General features: G+C 66.2%; 15 protein-coding genes. 7 read left to right on the plus strand and 8 right to left on the minus strand.

Going from position 1 to position 15,458, the window contains the following annotated elements; translation table 11 throughout:
- The first annotated feature begins 152 nt into the window (after positions 1-152).
- Positions 153-791: a PadR family transcriptional regulator gene (locus tag NQJ30_RS14150; protein WP_255770596.1), complete on the plus strand. Its 639-nt coding sequence runs from the start codon at positions 153-155 to the stop codon at positions 789-791.
- 26 nt (positions 792-817) lie between these two features.
- On the opposite strand, the gene NQJ30_RS14155 is transcribed toward NQJ30_RS14150, so the two are convergent.
- The 6 genes from NQJ30_RS14155 to NQJ30_RS14180 all read right to left on the minus strand — a co-directional run bounded on the left by NQJ30_RS14155 (position 818) and on the right by NQJ30_RS14180 (position 7,704).
- Entirely contained in the window at positions 818-2,542 is a 1,725-nt protein-coding gene (locus NQJ30_RS14155) for a CocE/NonD family hydrolase (RefSeq protein ID WP_255770597.1), read from the minus strand.
- Positions 2,535-3,503: an MBL fold metallo-hydrolase gene (locus NQJ30_RS14160; protein ID WP_255770598.1), complete on the minus strand. Its 969-nt coding sequence runs from the start codon at positions 3,501-3,503 to the stop codon at positions 2,535-2,537. Before NQJ30_RS14160 ends, NQJ30_RS14155 begins: the two co-directional genes overlap by 8 nt.
- Positions 3,500-4,492, minus strand: coding sequence for an alpha/beta hydrolase (locus NQJ30_RS14165; RefSeq protein ID WP_255770599.1), 993 nt, complete (start codon positions 4,490-4,492; stop codon positions 3,500-3,502). The genes NQJ30_RS14160 and NQJ30_RS14165 overlap by 4 nt, the downstream gene beginning before the upstream one ends.
- A 3-nt stretch (positions 4,493-4,495) precedes the next feature.
- Positions 4,496-5,623 carry an FAD-dependent monooxygenase gene (locus NQJ30_RS14170; protein ID WP_255770600.1) on the minus strand — a complete coding sequence of 376 codons (1,128 nt, stop codon included), beginning with the start codon at positions 5,621-5,623 and terminating at the stop codon, positions 4,496-4,498.
- 66 nt (positions 5,624-5,689) lie between these two features.
- Positions 5,690-6,643, minus strand: coding sequence for a phosphotriesterase family protein (locus tag NQJ30_RS14175; RefSeq protein WP_255770601.1), 954 nt, complete (start codon positions 6,641-6,643; stop codon positions 5,690-5,692).
- Between the two features lie 50 nt (positions 6,644-6,693).
- Positions 6,694-7,704, minus strand: a complete 1,011-nt coding sequence (locus NQJ30_RS14180) for a phosphotriesterase (RefSeq protein WP_255770602.1) — start codon at positions 7,702-7,704, stop codon at positions 6,694-6,696.
- A 300-nt stretch (positions 7,705-8,004) separates the two neighbouring features.
- Here NQJ30_RS14180 and NQJ30_RS14185 point away from each other — a divergent pair, with 300 nt between their 5' ends.
- The 5 genes from NQJ30_RS14185 (at position 8,005) to NQJ30_RS14205 (ending at position 13,062) form a co-directional block, all read left to right on the plus strand.
- Positions 8,005-9,726 carry an MFS transporter gene (locus NQJ30_RS14185; protein WP_374113271.1) on the plus strand — a complete coding sequence of 574 codons (1,722 nt, stop codon included), beginning with the start codon at positions 8,005-8,007 and terminating at the stop codon, positions 9,724-9,726.
- Positions 9,727-9,784: 58 nt separating this feature from the next.
- Positions 9,785-10,957 (plus strand): cytochrome P450, encoded by a 1,173-nt coding sequence (locus NQJ30_RS14190; protein ID WP_255770604.1) that lies wholly within the window; start codon positions 9,785-9,787, stop codon positions 10,955-10,957.
- A complete protein-coding gene (locus NQJ30_RS14195; RefSeq protein WP_255770605.1) occupies positions 10,954-11,148 on the plus strand; it encodes a ferredoxin in 195 nt (64 codons plus the stop codon). The genes NQJ30_RS14190 and NQJ30_RS14195 overlap by 4 nt, the downstream gene beginning before the upstream one ends.
- Complete coding sequence (locus NQJ30_RS14200) at positions 11,145-12,347, plus strand: NAD(P)/FAD-dependent oxidoreductase (RefSeq protein WP_255770606.1); 1,203 nt, start codon at positions 11,145-11,147, stop codon at positions 12,345-12,347. Before NQJ30_RS14195 ends, NQJ30_RS14200 begins: the two co-directional genes overlap by 4 nt.
- A gap of 100 nt (positions 12,348-12,447) precedes the next feature.
- Positions 12,448-13,062, plus strand: coding sequence for a TetR/AcrR family transcriptional regulator (locus tag NQJ30_RS14205; protein WP_255770607.1), 615 nt, complete (start codon positions 12,448-12,450; stop codon positions 13,060-13,062).
- Between the two features lie 3 nt (positions 13,063-13,065).
- On the opposite strand, the gene NQJ30_RS14210 is transcribed toward NQJ30_RS14205, so the two are convergent.
- The gene (locus tag NQJ30_RS14210; protein ID WP_255770608.1) at positions 13,066-14,397 is read right to left on the minus strand and encodes an ammonium transporter; all 1,332 of its coding nucleotides are present in this window, start codon (positions 14,395-14,397) and stop codon (positions 13,066-13,068) included.
- A gap of 248 nt (positions 14,398-14,645) precedes the next feature.
- On the minus strand, positions 14,646-14,882 hold the full coding sequence (locus NQJ30_RS14215) for a DUF2630 family protein (protein WP_255770609.1): 237 nt from the start codon (positions 14,880-14,882) through the stop codon (positions 14,646-14,648).
- A gap of 101 nt (positions 14,883-14,983) precedes the next feature.
- Between NQJ30_RS14215 and NQJ30_RS14220 the strand changes: the two genes are divergently transcribed.
- Positions 14,984-15,382 (plus strand): DUF3592 domain-containing protein, encoded by a 399-nt coding sequence (locus NQJ30_RS14220; protein WP_255770610.1) that lies wholly within the window; start codon positions 14,984-14,986, stop codon positions 15,380-15,382.
- The last annotated feature ends 76 nt before the right edge of the window (positions 15,383-15,458 follow it).

Below are 15,458 nucleotides of genomic sequence, written 5' to 3' on the forward strand. Positions count from 1 at the left end.
GATGCCGTTTCAACTGATGCCAAGCCGCAATGCCGTTCGCGGGCAGTCCTGTTAAACCTCTTGTCGTCCGATAGATAACGATATATCTTTAACTATCGGTGATGAAGTCACCGACAAAACCATCTCAGAACACATGAAGGGACGATGCCACCATGAAAGGCATTCACGATGACAAGTTTTTGGAACCGCAGTTTGGCGCGGGAAAGTTTGAGCGCGGTCGGGGGCGCCGAGGGCCGCACGGGCACCGCGGCGGAGGGTTTGGCCCGGGATTCGGGCCGCGCAGCGGATTCGGGCCGGGATTTGGCCCGGGGTTCGGTCCGGGCGGAGGATTTGGTCCCGGGTTCGGGCCGGGCTCCCGGCGGGCCAGCAGGGGCGACGTCCGGTGGGCGATCCTGTCGCTCCTGGCCGAAACCCCGTCCAACGGTTATGGCCTGATCAAGACCATCGCGGAGAAGACCTCCGGCGCATGGCGGCCCAGCCCGGGCTCGGTCTACCCCACGCTCCAGCAGCTCGTGGACGAGGAACTCATCACACCGCTCAGCGAGGGCAGGCGGACGGACTTCACCCTCACGGACGCGGGCAAGGCCTACGTGGCGGAGCATGCGGAAGAGCTTGAAAACGCATGGAATAACGACGCCGAAGGCTCAGGGCCCGCATTCCACCAGAGTGTGGGAAAACTGATGGGAGTCATCCATCAGTTCCGGAGCGCCGCAACCGATGAGCAGCGCACCGCGGCAGTGGAGAAGCTCGACGAAACGCGCCGCGCGCTCTACCGGATCCTGGCCGACTAGCCAGGATCCGGCGTCGCGCGTTGTCTTTAAAGACTCTGGCGCGTGGTGAACGGCAGGACCAGCCGGGACGGGTGGTTGGCGTCGCGGTAGATCTTGTGGGTGACCGGGCGGCCCACGGGCAGGTGGAACGCGTCCGGGGGGAGCAACGCGTTGTGTTCGTCGGCCAGCGGCTCGTTGTTGGACAGTTCCACCGTCAGCTTGTGGCCGGGCAGGAACGTGTTGGCGAACGGGAAAAGGCGCAGCACATACTCCTCGATCTTCCCCGGTTCCACGGGCTCCGTGCGAGTGTGCGGGTGCCGCGGGTTGCCCTCCGTGGTCCGCTCATCCAGCTCACGGTGCGAGGCCTTGAGGTATCCGCTGGTGATGAGCTGGCGCTTTCCATTCGGGGCGTAATCCCAGAGCCGCATGATGAAGTTGGTGTCCGGCTGGTCGATCTCGGCGAAGATGTGTGCCGCGCCGGTGCCGATCATCTCCGTCGCCTCTTCGAACACAGGCGTGGACCAGCTGATGATTTCCACCTTGTCGGTGACCGTCAGCGGGGCCTGGTAGAAACCGTCCGGGGCGGCGTACTCCGTGTCCATCAGTTCGGGCTCGGTGGACAGTGCGCGACGCGGGCGCAGGTACAGGGCCTTGTACTCAATCTCCTTCGGCGGCCACTGGTCCGCGGTGACCACCTCGCGGGAGCCCTCCACGAAGACACTGACGGCGGGTTCGTCCATGACGCCGTTCTCGATGCCCTTGATCCAGTAGTCGTACCACCGGAACATCTTGTCGTGTTCTTCGATGAAGGGACGCGACTGCATGGGCGGGTAGGGGCCGATGTCCAGTTTCTTGGGCCCCTTCAACTCGTTGTAGAGGTCGATGGTGCCATCGAGGGTCCAGCCGCGGCCCTGGTCCAGCTGCAGCCAGACGGGGATATCGATGTTCGGGGCCAGCGTGATGGGGTTGCGCTCCTCGTACCAGTCGCCGTCGAGCTCGTTCATGACGATGTCGAACCAGGCCTCATGGTTCTTCGGGTAATGGAGGACGTGGACCAGGTTGGGCCAGGCGGCCACATCCGGATCCTGCAGGCGTTCCCGGACGAGCTTCTTCAGTTCCTCGGGGGAGTATTTCTCCACCATGCGGGACTTGACCCGGTCGGTGAAGGCCCAGCCGGAGTCGCCGCCGCGGCCTTCACGGGCAGCGCGCGGCATGAACCACATCACGCCGCCGTGGTAGGTGGTCTCGTAGAAGTCGTAGTGGCCGCCGGAGACGAAGATGGCCTTCAGGTGCGGCGGGCGTTCGGCTGCCGCGAGCACCTGCATGGAGCCGAAGTAGGAGATGCCCACCATGCCCACGTTGCCGTCGCACCAGGGCTGTTCGGCCACCCACTCAATGAAGTCGTAGGCGTCCTGTCCCAGGGACACGCCGCCGGCGTTGTAGTTGCCGATGTGCTCGCCCTCGGAGTCGCCGGAGCCGCGCAGGTCGCCGATGACGTGGACGTAGTCTTCCTTCACGATCCTGGCGATGTCGCCGGCCTCGATGCAGCCGTCCCACATGGGGCTGGGGCGGCGCTGCGGCGGGGTGGTCAGGGCGAGGGCCTGCAGTTCCTTGCCGTAGGGGCTCAGTGCCACCAAGGCAGGGCGGGGTTTGTCATCGACACCCTGGTAGGCGTCGGCGGCAAGCTCGATCCCGTCACGCATCGGAACCCGAAGGTCCTTGCGGACAGCGATCTTTTCACCGCCGGCAGTCAATAGCTGGAAGTCATCCACGAGTGCTTATCTCCTCATTCTTCGTCAAATCATCGAACGTGGTGCGGTAGCCGTGCAGCGTTGTGAAGAACGGCGACGGCTCCAGCGTGGGATCGCCCGCATAGCCAAGGTCCTCTGCCACCGTTGCGAACGGCGAGTAGGGGGAGTCGGAATCCTGCAGCCCGGCCGCGAGGCAGCCGCAGGCCGCGTCCTTGACCTTGGCTTCGATTTCCAGGCTTCCCTGCAGCGCCTCCCTGGCCTGGTCGGCGTCGAGCTCCACACCGTACGGCGTGCCGTCCGCCCGGCGGTAGGGGTGGCCCAGGTACAGGTGCTGCGGACGGATCTGCTCGCTCAGGTACTGAAGGCTGGTGCGGTACCCGTCCGGGTCCACAAATCCGGGGAATCCGTTGGCCGCGCCGTGGACCTGCACCGCGTCGCCCACAAAGACGTCGTTCTGGCCGTCGATGACGTAGGCCACCGACCCCGGGGTGTGCCCCGGGATGGAATGGACCGAAACCGTGACGTCCCCGCCCAGTGAGATCGTCTCGCCGCCCCTCACCAGGAGGCTGGGCTCCATCTCGCCGGAGATGACGGCGTTGGTGGCGGCTGTCAGCTTGGCCTCGCCGTCAGGGTCCTGCAGATACTGCGCCCGCCCGGCCAGGTACTCGTCCACGTGGGCGCGGCGCGAGCGGAGCATGGGTGCGTCAGCTTCATGGATCACCACCTTGGCACGTCGCCCCGTCAGTTCCCACAATGCGTGGGCGCCGCCGATGTGGTCGATGTGCCCGTGCGTCAGCAGGATCCAGCGGACGTCCTCGATCCGGCGGCCGATCGCCTCCAGCGCCGGCACCATGCCTTCGGCGGGCGAGGATGCGATGCCGGTGTCCACGATGGCCGGCTCCGGCGCATCGATGAAGAAGCTGTAGAGCCCGAACCGGCCCCACGGCGAGACCAGGGGATGGACGGCAACCGGCGCCGTCATCGCCCGGCCTGCGCGTTCAGGATCTCAGCGTTCGGGATTTCAGCGTTCAGGATTTCAGCGTTCGGGATTTCAGCGTTCAGGAAGGCGCCGGTCTCCTCGAACGCCCGGTGGTATTCCGGCAGCCAGGAGAAGTGCTGGACGAAGCCGTGCCCGGCGCCCGCGTAACGGCTGACGGTGGCCGGCACGCCGGCCACCGTCAGCCGCTGGCCGTAAAGTTCGCCTTCATCGCGCAGGGGATCGAGCTCGCCCGTAATAACCAGCGCCGCCGGCAGGCCGGTGAGGTCCTCGCGCTTGATCGGTGAGACGAGGGGATCCGCCGGATCCGCCCCATTCTCGAGATAGAAGGAATTGAACGGCTTGAGGCCGGCCGTCTCCAGACCGTACCCGACGGCGTTCTCCCGCATCGAGGGGTACCGGTCTTCGTCGAAGTCCAGGTCCAGGGACGGGTAGAACATGACCTGGTGGGTGATCGCGTCAAACCCGTCGTCGTGGGCTTTGGCTGCGACGGCGGCCACGAACGTCCCGCCCGAGCTGTCACCAGCGATGGCGAGGTTCTTCCCGTCCCAGTTGAGGCTTTCACCGTGCCCGGCGGCCCAGCGGACCACGCCATAGCAGTCCTCGAGCCCTGCCGGGAAGGCGGACTCGGGCGCCAGCCTGTAGCCGACGGAGATGACCTTGTGACCTGTTTCCTTCGCCAGGGCCCGGGCCACGTGGTCGTGGGTGTCGAGGCTGCCCAGGAAGAACGCGCCGCCGTGGAAGTAGACCAGCAGGCCGTAAGCGTCGGCATCAACGGGGGTGTAGATCCGGACCGGCACGTCACCGGTGGGCGTCGCGGCGGTGGCGTCCTCAACGGAGTACAGCGGGAGCCGGTCTTCCAGCGGCGGAACCTGCGCTGCCTCGCCGGCGCGCATGGCCCCGGGGTTCAGCGGGCCGGGAGGGGGCGGCGGCAGGGTGCCGAGAATCCGGGCGATTTCGGGGTGCAGGGCCATGCCTTATACCTCCGCCGGCGCGGCGGGCTGCTGGGACTTGGGCTTCTGGCCCGGGAAGACGTCGTTGACTTCTTCTTCGCTCCAGCCTTGGCGGGAGATGCGCTGCAGTTCGTCCGTCGCGGGCTTGCGGGTGGCCTGGAACAGTGCCAGCGCTTCCTTTACGGAGCCGGCCTGGGCCAGCGCGTCGGCGAGTGCTCCGGCGTCCTCGATGGCGGAGTTCGCGCCCTGGCCCTGGTGGTGCAGCATGGAGTGCGCAGCGTCGCCCATCAGGACCACGGAGTCGGTGTGCCAGGTGTCCACGGGGTCGATGTCGTACACGGCACGGATGTTCACGGTGTCCATGTCCAGGCCGCGGGCGATCGCCACGATCCGGTCGTCGAAGCCTTCCACGGTCTTCAGGAGGTCTTCCTTGGTGATGCTGGGCGCCCAGGTGCCGTCCGGGTTCAGGGCGGTGATGTCGAAGGACATCTGGTTGCGGTGGCGCAGCGGCAGCAGGTAGACCTTGGTGCCCTTGCCGATGTACATGCGCAGGTTGTCGTCGGTCACCAGGCCGTGGGCGTCGTCGGCGGAGATCACCACGCGGTAGGCGTGCTCGCCGGAGAATACCGGGCCCTTGTCGCTGAAGAGCTGCTCGCGGACGGAGGACTTGATGCCGTCGGCGCCCACCACCAGGTCCGCTTCGGCGGTCTCCCCGTTGGCAAACGTCAGGACGGACCGGCCGCCCTTGTCTTCAATGGTCTGCAGCCTGTGGCCGAGCTGCACCATGCCCTCGGGGAGCACACCGAGCAGGGCTTCAATGAAGTCGCGGCGGTGGATGAGGTAGGTGTGCTTCTCTTCGCCGAACTCCGGCCAGGTGTCCTTCATTATCGGATCACCGGTGGCCGTGAGGATCTCAAAGTAGTCGCTGGCCGAGCTGACCTTGGCGATGGCGTCGAAGATGCCCCACTGGCGGAACCGGGCCATGGTGGCGGGACGCAGGCCGATGCCGGCGCCCACCTCGCCCATCTGGGGAGCCTGTTCGTAGACCGTGACGTCCGCGCCGAGCAGGCTCAGGGCCTTGGCCGCGGCAGCGCCGCCGTAGCCTGCGCCGACGATGGCGATCTTGAGGTTCTTGATGTCTTCAGCCTTCATTGGATAAGTCTCTTTCGTGAGCCAGGCGGGCCTGGGGAGGGGTAAGTTGTGGTGGTCCGTAAGGGGTCAGGCGTGGAGCGACAGGAAGTCGGCCGGGTTGTCCTCGAGCAGGAGTTTGAGCGTGGCGTCGTCGATGCCGGCCGCGCGCATGTCCGGGATCATGTCCTCGAAGATGTAGTTGATGGTGTGGCCCTTCACGCCCGGCCAGCCCAGGGGGCTGCAGTTGGCGTCGGCCGAGACGAGGAGCTTGTCCGCGTAGCCCTTGTTCACGAGCTTGACGAAGTGTTCCATGCGTTCGGCGCGCTTGCGGCCCCAGAACGGCGGATCCGGCAGTTCAAGGTCGTACCCGAAGGTGTCGAAGCCGATGCGGCCGCCCTGTTCGTAGATCCAGTCGTGCGGGGTGATCGGTGCGTTCAGGCCGTCGTCGGCGTGGCCGAACAGGACGCGGTCCAGCGGGAGGCCTTCTTCGTTGAAGATGGTCACCGCCGGTTCCGGATCGATCGCCAGGTGGGTGAGGATGGGTGCGCCGGTGACGACGGCGGCGCGGGCCGCGGCGCGGTAGATCCGCTTGTCGAGGTCCGTCATGCGTCCGCCGCGGCTCACGCCGACCTTGATGACGCCGGCCTTGGCGCCGGTGTTGCCGATGCCCACGGTGATTTCGTGGATGAAGACCTTCGCGAGGTAGTCCACGGTGGCGCGGGAGAAGTGCGGGAGTGCGGTGTCGCCGCCAACGAAGCCGGTGCAGGCCACGATGTGCACGCCCGTCTTCCGCGACAGGGACTTGTAGTAGTCGACGTCGCGGCCATTGCAGATGCCGGTGGCGTCCACGAAGGTGCCGCCGCCGTATTCGCGGAATTTCCGCAGCTTCGGCACCGTCTCCTCGTAGGCCTGCTCCGGCGACTTCCACCATTTGGTGTCCAGTTCGGAGCCGGGCATGCCGTAGCCGATGTGTTCGTGGACCGCCACGATTTCCAGTTCTTCAGCCGGGATGGTTCCCAGCACGGTGTTGACCTTGGTCATTCGTTCACCTCAGGGGTTCGAAAGCTTGTTATGGGTGGGGTGCCGCGTGCTTAGCGCACGGTCAGCAGGTTGCGCGGGTTGCCCTCGAGGATGCGCCGGGCGTCGTCTTCACTCAGGCCCTTGGACTTGAGGAAAGGCACAAACGTGGTCAGCACGTGGCTGAAGGGCAGGTTGTATTCCGGCAGGCCCTTGGCGACGCCGATCGAGTTGCCCGAAAGGATGATCCTGTCCGCATGGCCCGCCTCGACCAGTTCAAGGACCAGTTCAGCGCGTTCGTTGTCGCTGAGGTAATCGGCGTGGTCGTTCAGGCCCACGTGGTCAATTCCAATGAACGCTCCACGGGCGGCCACTTCGGCGGCGGAGCCCTTTGCGTCCCGGCGGTCGAGGTCGCCCACCAGCACCCGGTCGGCCGGAATCTGCTCGTCCAGGACAATGTCCAGGTCGTGCAGGACGTCTGCGCCGAAGCGGATGGAGACCGGGACGCCGGTGTCTTTGGCCGCGCGGGCTGAACCGCGGAACAGGCTTTCCTCCGTCGGGGTCATGCCGGCGCGGTCCGCGACGGTGGCCACGATGCCGGCCGCGGCCCGGCGCTCGACGCGGGGAACCACCATGCCCTCAGTGACCTCCTTGCCGAAAAGATCGGCGAACTTCTCCGCGGGCCACGGAGTGGGCGGATTGGTCTGGGGCGTCAGGAAGTAGCCGCCGAGTTCCTCCTCCGGGCCGAGGCCCGTTGAAGCGACAATGTGGACACCCGTTGAGCGGGACAGTGCTTCGTAGAGCTTCAGGTCGCGGCCGTGGAACATGCCGGTGCTGTCCACGATGGTCCGGCCGCCGTGGCTGCGGAAGTCCTGGAGTTTCGCAGCGAGTGCGTGGAAGATCTCCGCCCGGTCCATGGAGATGTCGGGTGCGTACTGGGCCCCGGGGAGTACTGACAGCAGGGCCTCATGGACCGCAACGACGCCCAGTTCGGCAGCGGGAACGGGACCCAGGACGGTGTTGACCGTGGGCCCGGCCGGGGCGTGGTTCGCGTCGCCGGTAGCGACGGGTGTGGTGTGACTCACTTGGCTTCTCCCTTGGGAAATGGGGGGCTGAATGCAGGGGCGCCGCGGAGCTGGACCATGCCGTCGCTCCGTTGCAATGTAGCCAGCATCACATAATTCTTTACACGGTGTCAAGGAAATAGTCGAAGCGTTTTCCTTGCCGCATCAAACCGTTTATGAAGCCAACGTTCCGTCCGTCCTCTTGACATCGTGTAAAGAATGACGTCAGAATGTGGGCAGCGCCACATCAGAATTCGCCCTGCCGGATACCGGTTCCTGGGCATACGTGAAAATCGATCCGGAGACAAGGAAGTTTCATCGATGAGTCAGACCTTGAAGTCGTCGAGCCGCGGCTCGATACGTGCCACCTTCGTGGCCGCCTACAGCGCGGTCACGCTGGCCCAGATTACCAACGCCCTGCCAGGCGCACTCAGCGGCACGTTTGCGGTGGAATTCCACACCTCGGGTGCTGGCCTGACCTGGATCGCCGGCATGTTCCTCATGGGGATCGTGGTCTTTGAGCTCAGCTGGGGCCTCCTGGGCGACATGTTCGGTCGCAAAAAGCTCTTGTACGTCGGCGCCGCAGTCAGCATTGTCGGCTCCGTGCTGGCCGCACTGGCGCAGACCACCGAAATGATGATTTTCGCGCAGGCAGTGGGCGGCATCGGGGCGGGCATCCTGTTCCCCATTTCGCTGTCCATGATTGCGGCGATCACTCCGGACCACCGGGCACGGGCAAAGGTCATCGCCACCTGGGCCGGGTTCCTCTCGCTCGGCGCGGTGATCTCACCCGTGCTCGCCGGGTTCACGGCACAGGTCTTTACCGTGCCGGGTGCTGCTCCGGGGGCACCGAACGAGTTCAGCGGCTGGCGGGCGGCCTACCTGATAGCGGCAGCAATCGCCGTGCTCGTCCTCATTGTCGCGCTCCGGGCCAAGGACTCAGCGGCCGCTGAGGGACGCAAACTGGATCTGCCCGGCCAGGTCACGCTCGCCCTCGGCCTGATCGCCGTCCTCTACGCCACGGTGACAGCCGTGGATGCCGGCTTCGGCAGCCCCCAGGTGATCGCAAGCTACGTGGCCGGCGTGGTCCTCCTCGTCGCCTTCGTCATCATTGAATCGCGCACCGACCAGCCACTGATCCACCTCTCCCTGTTCAAGAACAGCGCCTACTCCATCACTGGCATCGTGGCAGTCACGGGCATGTTCGCCTTCCTCGCGATTTGCTTCAGCACAAGCGTCGCGGTGAGCGGGCTCGCCCTGGCCGAGACCTGGAAGATTGGCGTGCTCTTCGTCTTCATCCAAGGCCCCGCCTTCGCCTTTATCCCTGTGGTGGGATGGCTCATTCACCACGTGGCCCCGCGCTGGGTACTCACCGCCGGTTTCGCACTGATGGCCATCTCCGGTTTCTGGCTTTCGACCTTCGCACTCGGTACTCCCGAGGCTTTCGGGGGCACCCCCTGGACGGCGTTCATCCCGCCGCTGCTGGTCCTGGGCATTGGGTTTGCCCTCACCGTGGGCTCCGTCACCGCGGTGGCCATCAACACCGTCCCGCCCCAGCAAATCGGCATGGCGTCGGCCACCACCAACCTCCTGCGCGACCTCGGCTTCGCCCTTGGCCCCGTCGTCGGCTCAGCCATCGCCTTCGGCATCGGAGCGACTGCCTTCGCGGGTCCGCTAGCCGGGATTCTGAATGGCGCCGGTCTTCCGGCGGAAGCCGTTGCGGGGCTGTCAAACGTGCCACCGCTGGGATTCCTCTCCGGCTGGGACGGCATCATTGCACAGTTCACGGGCCAAGCAACTGCCGGCGGCGCACCCGCCCAGGCGGTCGACGGCATGATCCAGGGCCTCACCGCCGCGCGGCCGCAAATCCAGGGTGTGGCAGGGACCTCGCTCGGCCAAGGCTTCCAGACCGTGTACCTTACCGCGGGCATCGCCGCGACCCTCTCCGCCGTCCTGACCCTCTTCATCTCCGCGCGCAGCTCCGCCCCGACAGCAGACGCCATCGCCGAAACTACCGAAGCAAACGCCGAAGCCGCCGTCTAGTACTGCCGCGCCGGCCCGCGCTCAACAAACCCCCTGACCTATTCCCAAGGAGAACACCATGACTGCAGCCACCGAATCAGACATCGACATCTGGGATGACGCTATCCTCGTCGATCCCTACCCCACTTACGCCCAGCTCCGCGAGCAGGGCGCCGTGGTCCACCTGCCCAAGAATGATCTCTACGTCTTGACCCGCTATGACGCCATCCGTGATGCGCTTGGCGATCCTGAAACGTTCTCGTCCACCAGCATCGGCTTCAACCCGATGGTGAACGAGGCATTGCAGGGCACCTCGCTGGCCTCCGATCCGCCCGTCCACACCCAGCTCCGCGCCACCCTGTCGCAGAACCTCACCCCCCGGGCACTTCGCGGCCTGAAGGTGGTCATCGACGAAAAGGCCGACAAGCTTGTCGCCGAGCTCGCCGCCAGCGGCAGCTTCGAAGCCATCGATTCCCTGGCCCGTGCCTTCCCGATCGAAATCGTCGCCGACCTGATCGGGTTCCAGGGACACGTCAAGGACAACATGCTCCGCTGGGGCCAGGCCGCCATGCAGGTCCTCGGGCCGCTGAACCAGCGCACCCAGGAGAGCTTCCCCATCGCCGGCGAGCTCTACGGCTGGTGCTCGTCGGTCACCGCCGAAGACCTCGCCCCCGGCTCCATTGGCCGCGGAATTTTCGACGCCGAGACCCGGGGTGAGATTCCGGAAGGCACCGCAGGGCACATCATCCACCAGTACCTCGGCGCCGGCGTGGACACCACCATCGCCGCGATCGGCAACATCGTGGCGTTGTTTGGCCGCCACCCGGAGCAGTTTGACCTCGTTCGTGAGAACCCGGACCTCGTCCCTGCGGCCTTCGCCGAGGTGCTGCGCTACTGGGCTCCGGTCCACATCTGGGGCCGGAAGGCGACCCGCGACGTCGAAATTGACGGCGTGACCATCCCCGCCGGCGCGCAGGTGGGCATCCTGTTTGGGGCCGGAAACCGCGACCCGCGGCACTACGAGAACCCGGACACCTTCGATATCAGGCGCAACCCCGTGGACCACCTGGCCTTCGGCTACGGACCGCACGGCTGCGCCGGCCAGGGCCTGGCGAAGCTTGAAGCTCACGCCGTCATCGACGCCCTGGCCCGCCGGGTGCAGTCGCTGACCATCGGGGATGCGGTCCGCGAGCCCAGCAACATCACACGGAGCATCGAAAAGCTCGAAGTAGAAAAGGTAGTGGCAGCATGAAAATCGAACTGGATCGTCCCCGCTGTGAAGGACACGGACTCTGCGAGGAAGCCGCCCCGCAGCTGATGCATTTGGATGACGACGGCGAACTGGTCATCGATGTGCCCGAGGTGGAAGGCGCCGAGCTTGATGCGGCCAAGGCGGCGGTCAGGGTCTGTCCGGTGGCCGCACTGCGTTTGGCTGCGGCATGACGATGGACAGGATCGTGGTGGTTGGCAACGGCATCGCGGGGCTGACAGCCTGTGATTCGCTGCGCTCGGCAGGCTTCGACGGCGAGCTGACCGTTGTGGGCGCCGAGCGCCACCACCCCTATAGCCGCCCTGCCCTTTCCAAAGCACTGCTGCACGATTCTGACGGGAACGGCGACGATGCCCTTCAGGCCCACGAGCTCCCGGACCCGACGCACGAGGCAACCGAACTGCTCGGCGTCAGCGCCACGGGCCTGGACGCCGAAGCCCGCCTGGTCCGCCTGGACAGGGGAGAGGCCCTGCCGTATGACGGCCTGGTCATCGCCTCCGGCTCCCGGGCCAGGCGGCTTGGCCACGGGCCCGCCGGCCCGCAGGCGTCCGGCTCTCCGCAGGAGCTGACCCTGCGCACCATCGAGGACGCCATCCTCCTGAAGGAGCGGGTTGCCGCCCGCCCCTCGGTCATCGTGATCGGCGGCGGACCGCTCGGCATGGAGGTGGCCTCCGGGTGCCTGCACTTGGGCTGCGAAGTCACGCTGGTCTCGGAAGGCAAACCCCTGGCACTCCAACTGGGGGACCACCTGGCCGGCATCTTCACGTCCGCCGCCATCGGGCACGGGCTGCGGGTGGTGGAGGGCGGACGGGCCAGCCTCCTCGAGCGTGGCACCGGCGTTGTCCTGGCCGACGGCACCGAACTCCGGGCGGACCTTGTGGTCACGGCCGTCGGCGACCAGCCGAACGTCGAATGGCTGGCCGGCTCGGGCCTGCTCACCGAGGGCCAGCTGCGGGTTGACTCACGCGGGCGGCTCCGGCCGGACATCGTGGCCGCCGGTGACGTGGCCTTCTTCCCCTCCAGCCGCGGCGTGCACCGGGTTCCCCTGTGGACCAGTGCCATCGACCAGGCCAAGAATGCCGCCGTCGGCCTGCTGCAGGGTGACGCGGCTCCCGAGCTCAGCTTCCAGTCCTATTTCTGGACCGAGGGCTTCGGCCTGTCGCTCAAGGCGGTCGGCTTCACCCCGGTCGTGGGAACTCCCGATTTCTGCGAGCCCGGAGACGGGCCGGACTCCATGCTGCTGCGCTGGGACAACCACGACGGCTCCGGCACGGCTGCCGCAATCAACTACCGGATTCCGGTCCCCAAATTGCGCCGGCTGGCCAACACCGGGCCCGCGGCTCTGCAGCGGACCGCGCCGGTGGGCGTCTGATGTGCCCGGCACGGTTTCGGTTTCACCAGGCGCCGGCGGTCCACGGACGCCGGCGCCCTGTGTGCGTTCCTGCACCACCCACCACGGATAGGATGTACTCATGTCGTCGCTGCGAGAAGCCCAGAAGCAGCTGACCCGTGACGTGATCGTCGAACGGGCGCTGGAGCTCTTCACCGAGAAGGGGTACGCCGCCACAACCATCGACGAGGTGGCCGCTGCCGCCGGAACCACACGCGCCACGTTCTATGCGTATTACCCGTCACGCAGCGACCTGATGCGGGACTTCATGGCCCGCGTCAACGCCGTCCTGGACCGTGCCGATGCTCCTGACCAAGGCAGCACCGCCCCCGAACTGGTGGACGTGGTGCGCGAGGGGACGCTCTCCGGCATCCTGGCCTGGCTGGAGTCACGGGCCGTCCTGTGGCCGGTCTTCCGTCCCTACCTCGACATCCTCGACGAAGCCGCCGCCGGCGACCGTGAGGTGCGGGCCATGCTGGAGCAATGGCATGAAGAAGTCATTACGGACATTGTCCGCGGCATGGAACTGGCCGGGCGCTTCGCCGAAGAGACACGGCACATCCGGGGAACACTGGCCTTCACCTCGCTCGACTACGTGGCCACGCTCTGGACGCGGCGCAAGTTCGAACCCAACCGTGAACATGCGCTCGATGTCCTGGCAGACAGCTGGTACCACCTGCTGTGCGATGAAGGCTGACGCTTAGGCGAAGGTGTCTTCCTGGACCCGCCGGGATACTGCGCTCCCGGCGGAACCCGACACGGCGGGCACCGGGAGCCGGTGGTCAAGCGGGCTGAAGTGGCCGCCGGAGAGTTCCCCGAAGGCGTAGGCGGTCTCGGCGTGCTCGGCCAGGTCCACTCCTACCGTTTCAGCCTCGTGGCTGACGCGGAAGCCGATGAACCGGTTAATGACCCGTCCAATAACCAGGGTGGCGATGCCGGACAACAGCACGGTCACCACCACGGCGGCCGCCTGCGCCACCAGCTGCTGGAGGCCGCCGCCGTAGAGGAGCCCGCCGCCTTCACCGTCAACCGGGAGGGCGATGAAGCCCAGGGCCAGGGTTCCGATCAGGCCGGCACCGAGGTGGACACCCACCACATCCAGGGAATCATCCAGGCCGAAACGGTATTTCAGGTCAACAAACACGCAGCAGGCCGCGCCGGCCACCAGGCCCAGGCCGATGGCGGCCACTGGGCTGATGTTGGCGCAGGAGGGCGTGATGGCCACCAGGCCTGCGACCACGCCGGACGCTGCTCCCAGCGACGTGGGGTGGCCGTGGCGGACCTTTTCCACGACCAGCCAGCTGAGCATCGCGGCGGCCGGAGCAACCAGGGTGTTCACCCAGATCAGGCCGGCCTGCGCCGCGGAGGTAGCGGCGCCGCCGTTGAACCCGAACCAGCCGAACCAAAGGATGGCCGCACCGAGCATGATGAACGGGACATTGTGCGGGCGGTGGCCGGGGTCCTTCGCAAAACCGTGGCGCTGCCCCACCACCAGCGCCAGGACAAGGGCCGCCGTGCCCGAGCTGATTTCCACCACGGCGCCGCCGGCAAAGTCGATCACCTGGCCGAAGACTGCCGTCATGGCGCCCCCTGCGCTCATGAGCCCGCCGCCCCAGATCATGTAGGCCAGGGGGCAGTAAACCAGCGTGACCCAGACCGGCACAAACACGGCCCAAGCACCGAACTTGGCGCGGTCAGCGATGGCGCCGCTGATCAACGCCACAGTAATGATCGCGAACGTGGCGCTGAAGCCTGCCTTGATCAGATCGGGTGAGCCCATGAGGTTCTGCAGGCCGAAGTTGGCGAACGGGTTGCCGAAGATGCCCAGGACGCCGTCGCCCGTGGTCATGGAATATCCCCACAGCACCCAGACAACGCCCACGATTCCGGCGGAGATGAAGCTCATCATGATCATGTTGAGGGCGGCCTTGGCCCGGGTCATGCCGCCGTAGAAGAGGCCAAGCCCCGGGGTCATGAACAGCGCCATTGCCGCCGCGATCATCAGCCAGACTTGTTGCGCAGTGATTTCCACCGGCGTCCCTTCCCATTGATCCAGATCGCAGGGACTTCTGCCCGTGCAATCCCCCTGTTCAATGGTGGTGGGGCCGTGTTTCGTTCTGTGCAGCAGCAGATTGCGTGCTTGTTACGTAACGGGCCGGCGCGTGAAGACCGCGTGACCGGCATGTTTCGCGCAGGTTAAATGGCTGCCCGCCGGAACCCAAACGCCGGCCGCGGGTCGCCATATTTCCGCAGCGTCACCAGCGGCTCACCATCCCGGGGCTACTGCTTGTAACCTTCCACTTCCCGGACCGGGCGCGCGGACGCCTCATCCGGATTCTCGCCCGACTCCAGCTTGGCCCGGCGCTGCCGCAGCAGGTCCCAGCACTGGTCCAGGCTCTCTTCCAGGTGCCTCAGCCGTGACCCGTCCGGTGCTTTTCCGGCCCCGGACGCTTCGCGGAGTTCATGTTCTTCCGCGACCAGCGCCTCAATGCGGCCCAGGATGTCATGTTCGTTCACGGCTTCTCCTTTACTCCATGGCGGATCTCCTCAGGCTAATCAGTCCTGCTGGAAGTCACCAGCGATCTTTTCAGACGCCAACCACCGGTAGCATCGAGTCCATGCCCACCGTGCTCGAAATGGCAGGTCCCATCCTGGAGATCCTGACCTGGCTGTGCCTGCCTGCCGGGCTCGCCCTGCTCGTCTACTCCGGCATCCTGCGCCGTTTTGTGCACCCGTGGTCCGTGGCTGAAGCCGTGGTCTACGCGGACAAGAGCGGAACAGGGTTTCGCTGGTTCGACCGCAAGTTCCAGGTCCACCACGCGCCGATGTCGCCCTACGACATCAGGGACCTGGCCGTCGGCGACACCCTGCCCATCTACTACCACCCCAAGCGCCCCACCCAGTGGCAGACCGCAGCCCCCGAGGACGTGGGGAGAACCGCCGTCGTGCTTGGGCGCGTGCTGACCGGAATCGGAGCCGTGGCGTTCATCGTCGGGTTCCTGCTGCCGATGTTCTGAGCAGGCCCGATGTAACGGGCAGGGGCACGGAAGTGCCGCCGGGCCCTAGTCTTAACCACTGCCATGGCCTAGCGTG

Origin of the sequence: Pseudarthrobacter sulfonivorans (assembly GCF_024391045.1) — a bacterium.
GTDB classification, from domain to species: domain Bacteria; phylum Actinomycetota; class Actinomycetes; order Actinomycetales; family Micrococcaceae; genus Arthrobacter; species Arthrobacter sulfonivorans_B.